At 49.4% G+C, this 14,055-nt stretch carries 12 protein-coding genes; 6 read left to right on the forward strand and 6 right to left on the reverse strand.

The genetic code is table 11. The features are described from left to right. Positions 1-145 precede the first annotated feature (145 nt). Entirely contained in the window at positions 146-1,675 is a 1,530-nt protein-coding gene (locus tag XMD579_RS03120) for an ABC transporter permease (RefSeq protein WP_173480155.1), read from the reverse strand. Positions 1,676-1,752: 77 nt separating this feature from the next. Further along, positions 1,753-2,682: a sugar ABC transporter substrate-binding protein gene (locus XMD579_RS03125; RefSeq protein WP_173480154.1), complete on the reverse strand. Its 930-nt coding sequence runs from the start codon at positions 2,680-2,682 to the stop codon at positions 1,753-1,755. Between the two features lie 189 nt (positions 2,683-2,871). Between XMD579_RS03125 and XMD579_RS03130 the strand changes: the two genes are divergently transcribed. Then, positions 2,872-3,648, forward strand: coding sequence for an ATP-binding cassette domain-containing protein (locus XMD579_RS03130; protein ID WP_173480153.1), 777 nt, complete (start codon positions 2,872-2,874; stop codon positions 3,646-3,648). Positions 3,649-3,650: 2 nt separating this feature from the next. Further along, a complete protein-coding gene (locus tag XMD579_RS03135; RefSeq protein WP_173480152.1) occupies positions 3,651-4,841 on the forward strand; it encodes an ROK family transcriptional regulator in 1,191 nt (396 codons plus the stop codon). 200 nt (positions 4,842-5,041) lie between these two features. Here the strand turns inward: XMD579_RS03135 and XMD579_RS03140 are convergent, their stop codons facing one another. The 3 genes from XMD579_RS03140 to XMD579_RS03150 form a co-directional block, all read right to left on the reverse strand. Further along, positions 5,042-6,892, reverse strand: a complete 1,851-nt coding sequence (locus tag XMD579_RS03140) for a bifunctional sugar phosphate isomerase/epimerase/4-hydroxyphenylpyruvate dioxygenase family protein (protein WP_173505801.1) — start codon at positions 6,890-6,892, stop codon at positions 5,042-5,044. Between the two features lie 120 nt (positions 6,893-7,012). Beyond that, positions 7,013-8,164 carry a sugar MFS transporter gene (locus tag XMD579_RS03145; RefSeq protein WP_173505802.1) on the reverse strand — a complete coding sequence of 384 codons (1,152 nt, stop codon included), beginning with the start codon at positions 8,162-8,164 and terminating at the stop codon, positions 7,013-7,015. A gap of 73 nt (positions 8,165-8,237) precedes the next feature. Beyond that, positions 8,238-8,888 (reverse strand): TetR family transcriptional regulator, encoded by a 651-nt coding sequence (locus tag XMD579_RS03150; protein ID WP_173505803.1) that lies wholly within the window; start codon positions 8,886-8,888, stop codon positions 8,238-8,240. 257 nt (positions 8,889-9,145) lie between these two features. Here XMD579_RS03150 and XMD579_RS03155 point away from each other — a divergent pair, with 257 nt between their 5' ends. The 4 genes from XMD579_RS03155 to XMD579_RS03170 all read left to right on the forward strand — a co-directional run bounded on the left by XMD579_RS03155 (position 9,146) and on the right by XMD579_RS03170 (position 12,955). Further along, a complete protein-coding gene (locus XMD579_RS03155) occupies positions 9,146-10,150 on the forward strand; it encodes a DctP family TRAP transporter solute-binding subunit (RefSeq protein WP_173505804.1) in 1,005 nt (334 codons plus the stop codon). Positions 10,151-10,235: 85 nt separating this feature from the next. Then, positions 10,236-10,793 (forward strand): TRAP transporter small permease, encoded by a 558-nt coding sequence (locus tag XMD579_RS03160; protein WP_173505805.1) that lies wholly within the window; start codon positions 10,236-10,238, stop codon positions 10,791-10,793. After that, complete coding sequence (locus tag XMD579_RS03165) at positions 10,793-12,076, forward strand: TRAP transporter large permease (RefSeq protein ID WP_173480146.1); 1,284 nt, start codon at positions 10,793-10,795, stop codon at positions 12,074-12,076. Before XMD579_RS03160 ends, XMD579_RS03165 begins: the two co-directional genes overlap by 1 nt. Before the next feature lie 12 nt (positions 12,077-12,088). Further along, positions 12,089-12,955, forward strand: a complete 867-nt coding sequence (locus tag XMD579_RS03170) for a shikimate dehydrogenase (protein ID WP_173495617.1) — start codon at positions 12,089-12,091, stop codon at positions 12,953-12,955. Positions 12,956-13,027: 72 nt separating this feature from the next. Here XMD579_RS03170 and XMD579_RS03175 read toward each other — a convergent pair whose 3' ends face one another. Then, complete coding sequence (locus tag XMD579_RS03175) at positions 13,028-13,786, reverse strand: sulfite exporter TauE/SafE family protein (RefSeq protein WP_173489013.1); 759 nt, start codon at positions 13,784-13,786, stop codon at positions 13,028-13,030. Positions 13,787-14,055 lie beyond the last annotated feature (269 nt).

Consider the following 14,055-nt stretch of genomic DNA (forward strand, 5'->3'; position numbering starts at 1 on the left):
CCTCATCTTCGATAAGGCTCCAACTAAGAGCATTGAAGGGGTACTGCACGTACTGTTGGAGCGGTCTTAAAAAGGCCGCGATGCTATTTGCTTTCAACAAAAAACCCCATAGCCTAGGCGATGGGGTTTTTTAATCATTGGGTGATTAGCCTTCTAGCGTACGAGCTCTTTCAAACATGTAAGGCACCGTCGTCATACCAGCCAGTACTACCGCACCCAAGATCAATAGAGGCGCAACAGCTGCCATGCCCATTGATACTAGCAGAACCGCTGCTGCCACGTAGACGGCTGCAAGGATAAGCGCCAGTGAACGTTTCAAGGTCACAGCTACAGCCACGGCACCCAACACAAGCACGAGAAGCGACGCGAAGGATTGCCAGTTGCCAGACACAATGGCTTGTAGTTCAGCCACAGCCGGCGCATCCAGTAGGCGAGCCGTTTGGTTAGCCGCAAGATCAAGTCCAGCTGCTTGCATTGCCACCATGCTGTTGTGCTCATGCAGTGAAATCGCCGAGCTGATCAGTGCAGAACCCGGTGTTAAGCAGGCAAACAGAGCAAGAACCAGAGCCACAACACCCAGCATACGCTGAACTTTAACCGCTGATTTAGATTGGCGAACAATATCCAATCCAACGGCAACCAAAATGATCAGACCCAGTACCACCATCTGCCAGAAAGTCTCTAGCTGAGCCAGGGTCAGACCGTTATTGATCAGTTTCAGAAGGATGACACCCATGAAGGTACCGATGATCGTACCGCGGCCACCAAACAGAGAGGTACCACCAATAACAACCGCAGCAATGGCATCCAGCTCCCACATCTGGCCGTAGTCAGATTTTGCATAAGGCGCGCGACCTAGGAAGAGCATCGCACCCAATGCAGCGCCCATCGAACAGATTACGTAGGTGTAGAGAGTGTAGAGACGCGTATTGATACCCGCTTGGCGAGAGCCCTGTTCGTTACTACCAATCGCATAGATGTATCGACCCAAACGCATGTTGGATACAACGACCGCCAACAGAATGAAGAAGACGATGAAGATGATCATAGACATCTGGAAGGTACGGAAGAAGTCCATCCAGTGCTCGTTCACGAAGGCGCCAATCGACTCCATAAAGCCGCTCAGTTCACCCGCTTTGTAATCAGCACGAAGTTCGGCAAAGGGGTTGTAGCGACCAAATAGGTCGAACGTTTCAGGTAGCTTAGGTGTTGCACGCGCATCCGTTGAAAGGTGTGCCGTACCACGCCAAATCGAAAGACCCGCCAGGGTAACGATAAAGGCCGGCATCCCGAGATAGGCGACCAACGTGCCATGAATAATACCCACTAATGCACCCATCGCTAGGCCAGACATGATCGCTAACCAAGGTGGGAAACCCCAGTAGCTAACAATGTAACCGGTGACCGCTGCGATTAAGCCCATAACAGATCCAACCGAAAGATCGATACCTGCCGCAAGAATCACCAACGTCATACCACCCGCAACAATACCGATAGCGGCTGAGTTGTTCAGAATGGTCATTAAGTTAGTGGGATGGAAGAAGGGTTTACCATCCGTTACTAGCTCAATGGCTAGAGCAAGAATCAGAATCGCCAGCAGTGCGCCAGACCACTCTTTACGGAAGAAAGAAACCGTAACGCCGATCGCTTTATCTTGAAGGCTTTTAGAAGTCATTATTCAGGACCGTTTGTTTTAAACAGTTAAAGAAGAGATCGGGCTAATGCCCGATCTCGACGGAGTGTAAGTAAAACTTACTTGATACCTACTAGGTCTTTGTAAGCACCTGAAGTAGATGGAGTCACTAGGAAGAAACCAGTGTCGATGCGTGGTGATACATCTTTACCCTGTGATGCAGCAACCGCAGCTTTGATGCCTTGGTAACCCATCTGGTAAAGCATCTGAGCTGTGTCAGCGTGTACCCAACCTTTATCCATCGCTTCGATTGCGTCAGTTGCGCCGTCGAAACCAACCAGTTTGATGTCACCTGCGCCTAGGCCAAGGTTTTCCATCGCTGCTTTAGCACCCATAGTGCCGCCGTCCCATGCGTTAGCAACCATTTTGATGTCGCTGCGTGAGTTTAGGATCGCTTCAACACCTTCCTGAGCTTGGTTAGAGTCCCACTCAGTTGGTACTTCTAAGATTTCAGAGTTTGGACGAGCTGTTTTGAACGCTTCAACGAAGCCGTTACGACGCTCTTGGCCAGTAGACTGAGCTTGGTTACCCGTCACGTAGATGATCGCATCGCCATCGTTGATCAGAGTTGCTGCAACAGCACCCTGTACTTTAGCCACTGCGTAGTTGTCTGTAGCAACGAATGACGTCACTGCAGCGCCTGATACGCCAGTATCGATTGCAACAACAGGGATACCTGCATCCATTGCATCGTTTACTGCTGGAGCAACACCTGAAGAGTCAACTGGCGCGATACCGATTGCATCCACACCCTGTGCTACTAGGTTTTCGAACACTTCTAGCTGGCTTGATAGGTCGCCTTGGAATGCTGGACCTACAGTTACTAGGTCAACGCCCGCTTCTTGAGCTGCGTCTGCTGCACCCTGGTTGATCATCATCCAACCTGAGTTTGTTGCTGATTTAGTGATGTAGCCGATAGAACCTGCGTATACAGAGCCAGACATAAGTGCGCCAGCAGCCATTACGCTAAGCATTTTTTTCAATTTCATGTGTAGATCTCCACATTTGTTTGTTTTTGTTTTCGGCGGTCTATTTCGATGCCTAACAGCGATCTTCTAATACTTTATAGCGCCCTGTCAATAATTAAATTGAATTGATTTAATTATTGACTCGCTCTTAATTGTTAGTCATATTTAGTCACATTCAAATAAAGAGAATTTTCGTTCAGGAGTCTTAAAGTGTCTCAAAAAGTCTTAGAGATCAGAGGGTTAACCAAGCACTACGGCGGTGTACACGCGCTGAATGATGCGGACTTTGATCTTGCTCCGGGTGAGCACGTAGCGATTGTTGGAGATAACGGTGCGGGTAAATCGACCTTCGTTCGTAACCTAACCGGTGTAGAGCAACGCACTCGCGGTTCGATCAAATTCTATGGTGAAGAGGTCAACTTCGACTCTCCTCTTGAGGCTCGCGATGCTGGTATTGAGACCGTGTATCAAAACTTGGCACTGGCAGATGAACTAGACGTGCCAGCCAATATCTTTTTGGGACGTGAAAAGACCAAATTCAATCTTGGCCCATTCAGCTGGATGGACAAGAAAGGGATGCGCCAAGAGTCAGAAGCACTGCTTGAAAAGACCGGCGTTAAGATTCCTGACCTAAGCCAGTCCTTACGTGGCATGTCGGGTGGTCAACGCCAGTGTGTAGCGATCAGCCGTGCAGCGGGCTGGGGTGAGAAGTTGATCATCATGGATGAGCCAACCGCCGCTTTGGGTATCCAAGAGACCACGCGTGTTGAAAACATTATTCGTGGCTTAAAAGACCAAGGCATTCCCCTAATTTTGATCAGTCACAACCTTCGCCAAGTCTTTAACCTTGTGGATCGCATTATTGTCTTCCGCCAAGGTCGTATCGTTGGCAACGTTGTAGCGGCTGAAACGACCGGCAACGAGATCGTCTCGTTGATCACCGGTGCAGCGGATCAGGGTGTCCACGAAAACGCGAGTTACATCTAATTATGCGCAGCGCTTCGGCTTCTCAACGCGCCTCTGGTTCAAACCAGGTCGGTGTTCGCCAATACAATGAACGACTCATCCTCTCGTTAATTCGTGAGCATGATGCGTTGACGAAAGCCGAAATTGCCAAAGCAACCAACCTTACTCCACAAACCGCATCAACGATCATTAATCGATTGATGGAACAGGACCTGTTAATCGCAGGCACTAAACGCCGCGGCGGTTTGGGACAGCCTTCTACCCCCTACGCACTCAATCCTGAAGGGGCGTACAGTATCGGTGTCAAAATTGGCCGCGCCTCGTTGGAGGTGCTGTTTATGGATATGACAGGGAATATTCGTACCCGCATATCGCACGAATACCCCTTCCCGACGCCTAAAGAGGTCTATGCCAAGATCGAGCAGAGCATCAACACGCTTCTTGAACCTCTTGACGAGATGCAACGCGATCGCGTTACCGGTGTTGGCCTGGCAGCGCCGTTTGCGCTGGAAGGTTGGGGCGATGAGCTAATTGAAGCGAAAGAGGCTTTAGCTGAGTGGGCGAAAATCGATCTGCTCGAAGAACTAAAGAAGGTCACCGACCTAGATGCGGCCATGCTGAACGATGCAACAGCAGCTTGCCTAGCCGAGCTAACCTACGGTAATCCGCAGAGCTGGGAGAACCTACTCTACTTCTACGTGGGTACGTTCATCGGTGGTGGTGTCGTTCTTAACGGACAGATTCTTCCAGGCAGCCATGCCAATGCCGGTGCACTGGGTTCAGTTCCGAGCGCCAATGGCAAGCAACTGATTCACTATGCGTCACTGCACCAGCTTGATAAACGATTGAAATCAGAATCGATCGTGGCGGATTTTGCCAATCTATCGGAAACCCTAGAACAGGATGCCTGGGCTCTGTTTACAGAGTGGGCTGACAACGCAGCACCCTACATTGCCCAGACTATTGCGGCAGGTGCTGCCTTTGTTGATCCAGACGGAGTCATCATTGATGGACGCCTACCGGCGGTCGCGACACAGTACTTAGTACTGGCTATCAACCGTGCTTCGAGCGATGTGAACTGGGAAGGTCTCAACAAACCCCCGGTAATCGCAGGCAACCTTGGATTTGAAGCCCGCGCGTTAGGCGGTGCTCTACTGCCGATCTACTCTAACTTTGGCTTAGATAACCAAGCCTTCCTTAAAGCCGCACAGTAGTTGCTATGCAGTTGGAGCGATCCTCTAGCCCCCTGTTGGAGCGGTCTTAAAAAGGCCGCGATTCTCTTTCAAACCTTTCGCCTCATCTTCGATAAGGCTCCAACAAAGAGCGTTCGTTGGAGCGGTCTTAAAAAGGCCGCGATGTGCAAAACCTGCATCGCTTCCTCTTCGAGAAAGCTCCAACAAATACTCAGCGAAGATCAAAGCACCAAATTCGTTTCATACTCACGCAACGCCGCCTGCGCTGCAAAGCGGATATGTGCATTCGCTTCACCGTAGGCCTGATACCCACGGATACGCTGCACAACTTCGAAGAATGCACCCTGTACTTCGCGCGTGTAGAAGTGCAAAAACTCACCGTCATCATTCGCATCGTAAAGAATATTAAAGCGCTGTAAGGTCTCAATTCGCTCAGCAGAGAGACCAAACTTACCCTTTATTTCACGGTAGTAGTTGTTGGGTACCGGCAACACCGATTCCGGATTGACCTGCGCTGCAAAAGCCAAAATATCCTCACACTCAAATGCGATCTGCTGCATACCGGCACCATGGGTTCGCTGAATAAAGCGCTGCGGTGACGCCTGACGAGCCTCAGTCATGTTGATTGGAATCTTCACCTGCCCGTTCTGACTAGAGGCCACTCGACTGGTCACTAGGCCATAAATGTCAGGCAGATCCTGTACCGGTGTAATGTCAAAGTTGAACACTGATTTATAGAAGAACGCCGCCGATAGGAAATCGGTATTGGTAACAGACTGTGCCATATGATCGACGCGCTTAACGCCCACTTTGGGTAGTTCTACTCCCTCGACCGATTCAAAATCGACATCAAAGAAACGGAACTTCTTATGACGCTCAACCAGATAGACCAAACTGTCTCCAACACCGCGCAGCGCTGGAATATTCAACTCACCTGGGCCTGCTGTGTTATTGAAGCGTTTGATTTGATACTCGTCTGCCTGTTTCAACGACTCTTTGACACTCGACGTCGTCAGTGCCAAAGCACAAACTGATGCGCCGTGCAGCTGGAAGTGCTGGTGAGCTTGGCTGGCAGGCTCGCGGTTAAGCACAAGGTTTACATCACCCATCTGCATCAGACCGACATCTTTAGAGAGGTGTTTGTGCGTCTCTTGGAAGCCTAATGAATTCAACATAGAGACGATCGATTCACCCTCTTCACCAGCAATCGCAAACTCAATGAACTCAACGTCAGTAATCTCAGCTTTAGGCGTTTCATCCTTGCACTGCTTATCCAACCAGATCAATGAACGCATACCATCTACTGCACGCTCTTTGGCAGGAGAAGCACGGAACTCATCATTGAAGATCTCGTGCGAAACGTAGTCATCAAAGCCTTTGTCACACAAGACTTTCATGAAATCAACGACCGGAAGATCACCCTGACCCGGGAAGCTGCGGTAGTGACGGCTCCAACTCATCAAATCGCTCAAGTGCATCACAGGCGCATCGGCCACCTGAACCAAGGCGATTTTATCAACAGGAATCTCATCGCGCAGACAGTCGAGCGTATTACCTCGAGAGAACATGTGGAAGGTATCAAGGTTAATGCCCAGCGCAGGATGATCGGCACGCTTTACCAGATCCCAAGCATCCTCATAATCAGCGATGAAGCGCCCCCAAGAGAGCGCCTCGTAACCCATAATAAAACCTTCTTTTGCTGCCAGCTCAGCCGCTTCGTAAAGGTCCGCAGCACAGCGTGCACGATCATCACTGGCATGAGGAGAGACACTAGAGCAGCACAAAATTCGTTGAGTGCCCAGCTCATGCATCATCTCGAATCGACTCTGCATGTGATAGAACTTTTGACGCTTTAACTCAGCAGGCAGACCTTCCAGATCACGAAACGGCTGCAGCGCTAGAATATCCAAACCTAAGTCATCGGCAATCGACTTCACCTCACGAGGTGAACCAGCAAACTGAATCAGGTCATTATCAAAAATCTCAACCGCATCAAAACCCGCATCCGCAGCGGCTTCAAGCTTGTTTGGCAAACTGCCAGAGAGAGTAACGGTAGCAATTGATGTTTTCATAATGAGGACTCACATTGGGTTACTTTGAACCAAACGGTTCAAAACTATGAGTGCATATTAGCAAATACCATTTAAATTAATAAATAGTATTTAATTGATTAGATATAACTTAAAGGAAATTTATCTTTTACGAATCAAGGTAAGCAGCAAAAAGACGCTGGCGGTCATGCCCAAGAAAACCTGCGCCAGCGCTTCCAACCCAACGCTAGAGACTAGAAGCCCCAAGGAGAGGGGCATAACCACTAAACCAACACCGGCAGCAGAGATCTGCATGCCGATCAGGTTGGTCACATGCGCTTTTGCGACTCGCTCTGAGGTGGTTGAAAGCAGTGCTGGGAAGGTGGGTGCAAAGCCAAGGCCGACCAGAGCAAGCCCATAGACCCCACCTGGTCCACCTATTTGAAGGGTGAACAGAACCAAGCCAATCAGTGACATTAACAGACCGTAGAGCGTCAGGTTCATCTCACCTAACTTGGGCGCAAGTAGGCCCGCAACGATTCGACCAAGGGTAAAAGATCCCCAGTAGATAGTGACCCAAAGCCCTGCCGTGGCAAGGACCACATCCCGCGATTCGGTCAACAGGGTAAATGCCCAAAAGCCCAAACCAATTTCGGCCGAGGTGTAGAGAAAAAAGGCCAACATACTTAGCCATGCCGCCGGTAGTTTGAGCGTGGCGAGCATGCTGGCATTACCCTGCTCTTCCGGTTCACCAGCACTAGGCTGGTCACTCCATAAACCGCGATAGTGGATAAAAGCAGAGAGCATCAATAACATCAAAAACGCGACCAACAAATAGCCAGGCCGCCACAGACCTGTCATGGCCAGCGACAAGGTCATGATGGCAGGACCTAGGGTGACTCCGACACCAAAACTGGCATGCAACCACTGCATGATACGGCTTGAGTAGTGTTTCTCCACATAGGCATTGAGGCCCGCATCGATACCACCACCGCCCAGACCGGCAATCAGTGCGACAAAGGGCATCCAATACCAGTCAGGCACAACCATAAACAGCACCAATGCGATGACGGTAAGCGAAGCACTTTGAATCAGCAGGCCAGCCAGCCCAATACGATTAACAATCGCACCGATCATGAAACTACTTAGAGCATAACCAACGGTTCCGCCGGTCATAATGATTCCGAGACGATCCAGAGTGGTTGAGAACTCATCGGCCATAGTGGGCCAAGCCACACCGAGCAGCGCATCAGGCAGGCCTAAGGAGATGAACGCGATAAAACAGAGAATTAAAAGAAGGCGGCTAGGATGCATGTAAAACTCACTAAAAAGAGCTTCAATCTAGCGAAGCTGTAATGAAGTTACCAATCCAAAATGTTCTTAAATATCAGTTGGCGACAAAGCGCAGGATCATCTCTTGTACCTGCTGATTAAGATGACTTTGCCCCTCTTCCGTAAATAGATCGTTGCCAAAGGCTGCACTGAAGGTTGAGCGGTTTGAGTTATTGAAGAAACAGGCTGAACTGATCAACCAGTGAAGCTCAATGACACTGATGCCCGATCGAAAAACACCCTCCTCAACACCTCGTTGGTAGATCTCGCCAAGCCGATCGATGGCAGGGTTGTTAACCTCCTCAAACGCCTCTTTTGCGATCAGATTGCGTCCCTCGTGAATGTTCTCAATCATAACCAGGCGAATAAACTGCGGATTGTTGCGCTGATGTTCAAAAGTGAACGCCACCAGTGAGCGAAGCGCCTGCTCGGGATTGAGATCATTCAAATGCAGCTGTTGCTCGCCCAAACGGATATCTCGGTAGGCAGCCTCAAGAACGGTACGGTAGAGCTCTTTTTTATCGCCAAAGTAGTAGTAGATCATCCGCTTGGATGTATCGGTTTTTTCAGCGATCACATTGACCCGCGCACCGGCATAGCCTGAGGTGGCAAACTCTTCGGTGGCGACACGCAGGATATTGGCTTTGACTGCTTCAGGATTACGTTTTTTTGCGGCAGTGCTGTTCGTTGCAACAGGTTTATTCATAGTCTTTTTAACCAACCATTTACAAAACGGTTATAAAGATTCTAACAAATCGTTTTAACCAAATAGTACAAAAAGCTTGATTGCCTGTATAGAGCTATGGCAAATTTGCAAAACTTAGTTTTAACCAAGTAGTACAAAAGCTAAGAGCAAGACCATAAAACCAACTTGCTTGGGGTAGGTGGTTTTAGACATCTTGCTACAAAAAATCTTGGAAACGTCATCTCTAGGCGTGAAACGATAATAAATTGGAGAGCCCAATGAAAAAGGCGATGCTAAAAACTCTTGTTGCTACTGCTGTAGCCGCTGCTTCTGTTTCAACTTTTGCAGCACCCACTATCAAACTAGGTCACGTTGACGGCGCTGACTGGCAGACATCTAAAAAAGGTGCTGCTGGTGTCATCTTCAAAAACATTGTTGAAGGTGAGACAGACATCAAAGTAGAACTTTTCCCAGCAAAAGCTCTAGGTAACGAAGGCGATCTAGTTCAGCAAGCACAGGAAGGCACTACGCACATGGCGATCGTTTCTGGCGCTATGGCTAAAATCTGTAAAGAAGCTGACGTTCTAAACATTCCTTACACATTCTCAAACGCAACGATCGCTTGGGACGTACTTGACGGTCAGTTCGGTCAAGATCTTGCTGCACACTGTCTAGAAGAGACTGGCCTACGCACACTTGCATACGGCGAGACAGGTTTCCGTAACTTCACTAACAACGTTCGTGAGATCAAATCTCCAGCAGACATGAAAGGTCTGAAGTTCCGCGTTCAGCCAATACCTCTATACGTAGAGATGGTTGAAGGTCTTGGCGGTGAACCAACACCTATCGCTTGGTCTGAACTTCCAAACGCACTTACAACTGGTGTTGTTGACGGTCAGGAAAACCCTGTCGGCACTATCTACAACAACAATCTTCATAAGCTACAGAAGTACATGGTCCTTGATGGCCACGTTTACGCTGCTGACTTCATCGTAATCAACGACGAATTCTTCCAGTCTCTAAGCGCTGCTGAGCAGGACATCGTTGCTAAGGCCGCTCGTACTGCAGGCCTAATGGGTCGCGCAATTCAGCAGTTCAACACGGCTGAAGGCGTAACGAAAGTGGTTGCTGAAGGTATGAAAGTACACTCACCAACAGCTGACGAAATGGCTCAGTTCAAGAAGCTTGCACAGCCAGCGGTTAAAGAGTGGCTTGCTAAAGAGCTAGGTAGCGATGAGTGGATCGCTAAACTAGACGCTGCTGTAGAAGCTGCTTCTGAGTAATACTCCAAACCTCTTCAGGTTTGCACGGCTCCGACCATCCGGTCGGAGCCTATTTCTCAAAAACTTATAACTGTCGGTATGACTTATGCACACTCTATTGCGTAAGGTGACCCGCTTCGTCGGTACCTTTTTTGCAGCAGGTTCAGCCATTTCTATGGCTTCAGTGTTCCTGATCATCTTTATCAACTCAGTACGCCGTTACACCATCGGAGAGTCGATCCCATGGGGTGAGGAGTTACCCGTCTACCTGGCAGTCTACGGAATTATGTTTGGCATGGCTTGGGCTTATCTGCTTGATCGCCATGTCTCGTTTGATCTGGTCGCGGGTCTGCTGCCTAAAGCAGCCCACAAACCGATTAGCTTTTTTGTTGACCTCTGCATGGTCGTGATTGGTGCGCTGTTGAGCTACTCCGGCTACCTCTTCATGATGAAGCGCGGCAAAGTCGATGCATCCAGCATCCTTTCAAGTGCGCGTGAACTTCGAGATCTATTCGGTATCGAACAGCTTGCGGTTCTTGGGCAGATGTACCCCTACTACTTCGCTATGGTGCTGGGTGGCGCCATGCTTGCAGTAGCAGCACTACTGCGCCTGCTAAATCGAGCTGCGAATACCGATCAACATGAAGCGGAGGGCGCATTCTAATGACTTATGCCATTCTTCTAGGCGGTATCTTTATTGGCCTACCCATCGCTTTTGCCATCATCGCTGCACTGCTCTACTTCATGGCTGTGGGCGAATTCCCATACCACCTTCGCATCGTGGCAACACAGATGTTTGGTGGCATGGCCTCTTACCCACTATTGGCGATCCCTCTATTTATTCTTGCCGGCGAGCTGATGAATGAGTCGGGTATCACCAGTCGTATCATCGCATTTGCGAACGTTTTGGTCGGCAAAATGCGTGCCGGCTTAGCCATGGTGAATATCTGGGCTTCGGTCATATTTGCCGGTCTCTCTGGCTCTGCGGTTGCGGATACATCGGCGATTGGTCGTGTCTTTATTCCAGAGATGGAGAAGAAAGGCTACCCACGTGAGTTTGCTGCTGCCATTACGGCGGCCTCTTCCGTCATTGGTCCGATTATTCCACCATCGATTCCTGTCATCATCTATGCCCTGACTGTGACGGGTGTCTCGGTACCCGCGCTATTCATGGCCGGTGTGGTTCCCGGTGTAATGCTTGCGATCTTCCTTTCGGTCTACGTCTACTTCTTCAAAGGCCACTACGAGAAGCAGGGCACAGAGCACGAACTTGGCGAAAAGCAGAGCAACTCTCGCGCCCTGATCCAAGGGATTATTCCTCTATTGATGCCTGTCTTCGTCGTCGGCTCAATACTGATGGGGGTCGTGACGCCAACGGAAGCGGCCAGCTTTGCCGTGGCCTACGCCCTGTTTGTCGGAATCTTTGTCTTCAAAGAGCTGAAAGTCTCTAAACTGGCCGGTCTTTTCGCCCGAGCGATGCGCGACAGCTCGATCATCATGGTCGTTATCGGTGCGGTTGCTGCTGCTAACTGGTTGATGAACTACAACCGCGTTCCCAACATGATCACTGACTTCGCCTTGGAGTACATGACGGTTCAGTGGATGTTCTTAGTCGGCGTCATCATTCTCTTCTTAGTGGTCGGTCTGTTCCTAGAGGGCATCGCGGCAATGTTGGTACTGGTGCCGATTCTGCACCCAATTGCTGTGAGTCTAGGCGTCGACCCAACTCACCTTGGCATCATAATTATCTTCAACCTAATGATTGGCTTGATCACACCACCAATGGGACTCTGCCTGTTTGTCGCGGACTCCATCGCTAAGGTCGGTATGGCGAAGCTGAGCAAGGTGATTTTGCCGCTATTCTTAGTGGAGCTTTTAGTTCTTATTATTATCACGTTCGTTCCAGATTTGGTGATTGGATTACCAACAGCACTGGGCTTGCTGTAAAGGATGACAGCTATGAAGCAACTTAAACTGGGTTTAATCGGTAACTCAATCTCACAATCGCGTGCCCCTTTCCTGCACAAGATGTTGGGCGATATCTATGGCTTTGATGTCTCTTACGACTTGAAGGATCCGGGTCAAAGTGACAAAGAGGCATTTAAAACCATGCTTCAATCACTTCGTAATGATGGATTTACCGGTTGCAACGTCACCTTCCCCTTCAAATCCATTGCCGTTGAGTTCGTTGATGAGCCCGATGAAGCGGTACGTGAAGTAGGTGCAACCAATACACTCTACCTAGCCAATGGTGCTGTAAAGGCAACAAACACGGATTACACCGGTTTTATTCACGGCTACAAAGCTCAACGTGGTGACAAGCCAGCAGGTGAAGTACTGATGCTAGGCGCCGGCGGTGTCGGACGTGCGGTTGCCTTTGGATTGTTCCATTGTGGCGCAACTAAGCTGAACATCTTTGACCTGAACATTGAAGGGGCTGAAGCGTTAGCGGCTGCAGTACGGGCTAAAGGGTACAACGCTGAGGTTATCTCTAAAGAGCAGCTAGCCGAAACAGCTAAAGCCGCAAACGGTTTGGTCAACTGTACGCCCGTAGGACATTACGCTACACCAGGTATCCCACTTGATCCAGAACTATTTGGTGGCCAAGAGTGGGCGTTTGATGCGGTCTATGTCCCATTAGAGACTGAGTTTTTGACTGCTGCACACGAAGCGGGTTTAGATATCGTCAGTGGCTTTGACCTCTTCTTCCACCAGGGCATTGATGCCTTTGATACCTTTGCTGGCATCAAAGCCGATGGTCATGAAGCTTTGGGTCGCTTCATTGAAGAGTTTGGTATTAAGAGCACATTTATCAAGTTGGGTTAGTAGCAGTTGGAGCGATCTTGTAAAAGGTCGCGATTCTCTTTCAAATCTATCGCCTCATCTGCGATAAGGCTCCTACAACAAAGACTCTACGATGACTCCGTGGATCAGCTTTATAGAGACCAGCAGCAGTCCGACTTCTACTAAGCCAAAGAACCATCGATCCTTCAAAATCTTAGTCAGCTTAGCCCCCATAAAGGTACCCAACAGTGCACTGGGCACCATCCAAAGCGCCAGCGTTAAATCCTCTGTGGAGTAGCCACGAAGCGCTAGGTAGGGTGGCAGTTTTGAGAGGTTGATCACAGCAAAGAAGAGCGTTGCTGTCCCGGCAAACACCAGTTTCTCCAGTTTTTGTGGCAGAACATAGACCTGAAAGGGTGGGCCACCAGTATGGGAGATAAACGAGGTAAAACCGGCAATGGTGCCCCAGATCCAACCGCCCACTTTGGTCGGTTTTTTCGCCTCTTTTACTTGGCGCTTTCCAAACCAGATATAGGAGACAAACGTGAGGCCCATAATACCGATCAGCAGGGCGACAAACTGATCAGAGACAATGGATGCCGTTGCCCAACCAATAAACACCCCTAGCAGACCCGCGGGGATAAGATTTTTCAGATTGATCATTGAGAAGTGTTTTCGATAGAGCCACACCGCCACCATGTCACTGATGATATAGATGGGTAGCAACAGAATGGCACCCGTCATAGGTGACATCACTAGGGAGAGGATCGGCACCGACAACATAGCAATGATGGGCAATCCACCTTTTGATAGGCCAACAAACCAGGCGGCAATCAACGCAATGACAAAGGCTGTACTTCCAAATTCAATCAATTAGGGAAACCTGCACTGAACATAAAGAGCTTCAAAGTATACGGCTCTTTTTCAATCTATGTACAAAAGATGTTGCACTCATGCGGCAGGATCTTAGACTAGGAAGCCTGCGAATAAGTCCATAGCATCTCAGCGAGATCTGAAATGTGTAGATACAAGGCGCTTTTTGCCGCTAATGGCCGTAGTCCTTAGCAAGAAGAGCAACACAGTAGATGCACATTACAGGTCACGCCCTGCGGGGCTTACAGTCAAATCCATCTTCAGCGTTG

This window comes from Marinobacterium sp. xm-d-579 (assembly GCF_013282935.1).
In the GTDB taxonomy this organism is placed as follows: Bacteria; Pseudomonadota; Gammaproteobacteria; order Pseudomonadales; family Balneatricaceae; genus Marinobacterium_E.

Bases quoted from the DNA above. Each gene is read 5' to 3' on its own strand.
- XMD579_RS03140 (WP_173505801.1), bottom strand. From the start codon at position 6,892: ATGAAAACATCAATTGCTACCGTTACTCTCTCTGGCAGTTTGCCAAAC.
- XMD579_RS03165 (WP_173480146.1), top strand. From the start codon at position 10,793: ATGACTTATGCCATTCTTCTAGGCGGTATCTTTATTGGCCTACCCATC.
- XMD579_RS03170 (WP_173495617.1), top strand. From the start codon at position 12,089: ATGAAGCAACTTAAACTGGGTTTAATCGGTAACTCAATCTCACAATCG.
- XMD579_RS03135 (WP_173480152.1), top strand. From the start codon at position 3,651: ATGCGCAGCGCTTCGGCTTCTCAACGCGCCTCTGGTTCAAACCAGGTC.
- XMD579_RS03125 (WP_173480154.1), bottom strand. From the start codon at position 2,682: ATGAAATTGAAAAAAATGCTTAGCGTAATGGCTGCTGGCGCACTTATG.
- XMD579_RS03160 (WP_173505805.1), top strand. From the start codon at position 10,236: ATGCACACTCTATTGCGTAAGGTGACCCGCTTCGTCGGTACCTTTTTT.
- XMD579_RS03120 (WP_173480155.1), bottom strand. From the start codon at position 1,675: ATGACTTCTAAAAGCCTTCAAGATAAAGCGATCGGCGTTACGGTTTCT.
- XMD579_RS03150 (WP_173505803.1), bottom strand. From the start codon at position 8,888: ATGAATAAACCTGTTGCAACGAACAGCACTGCCGCAAAAAAACGTAAT.
- XMD579_RS03145 (WP_173505802.1), bottom strand. From the start codon at position 8,164: ATGCATCCTAGCCGCCTTCTTTTAATTCTCTGTTTTATCGCGTTCATC.
- XMD579_RS03155 (WP_173505804.1), top strand. From the start codon at position 9,146: ATGAAAAAGGCGATGCTAAAAACTCTTGTTGCTACTGCTGTAGCCGCT.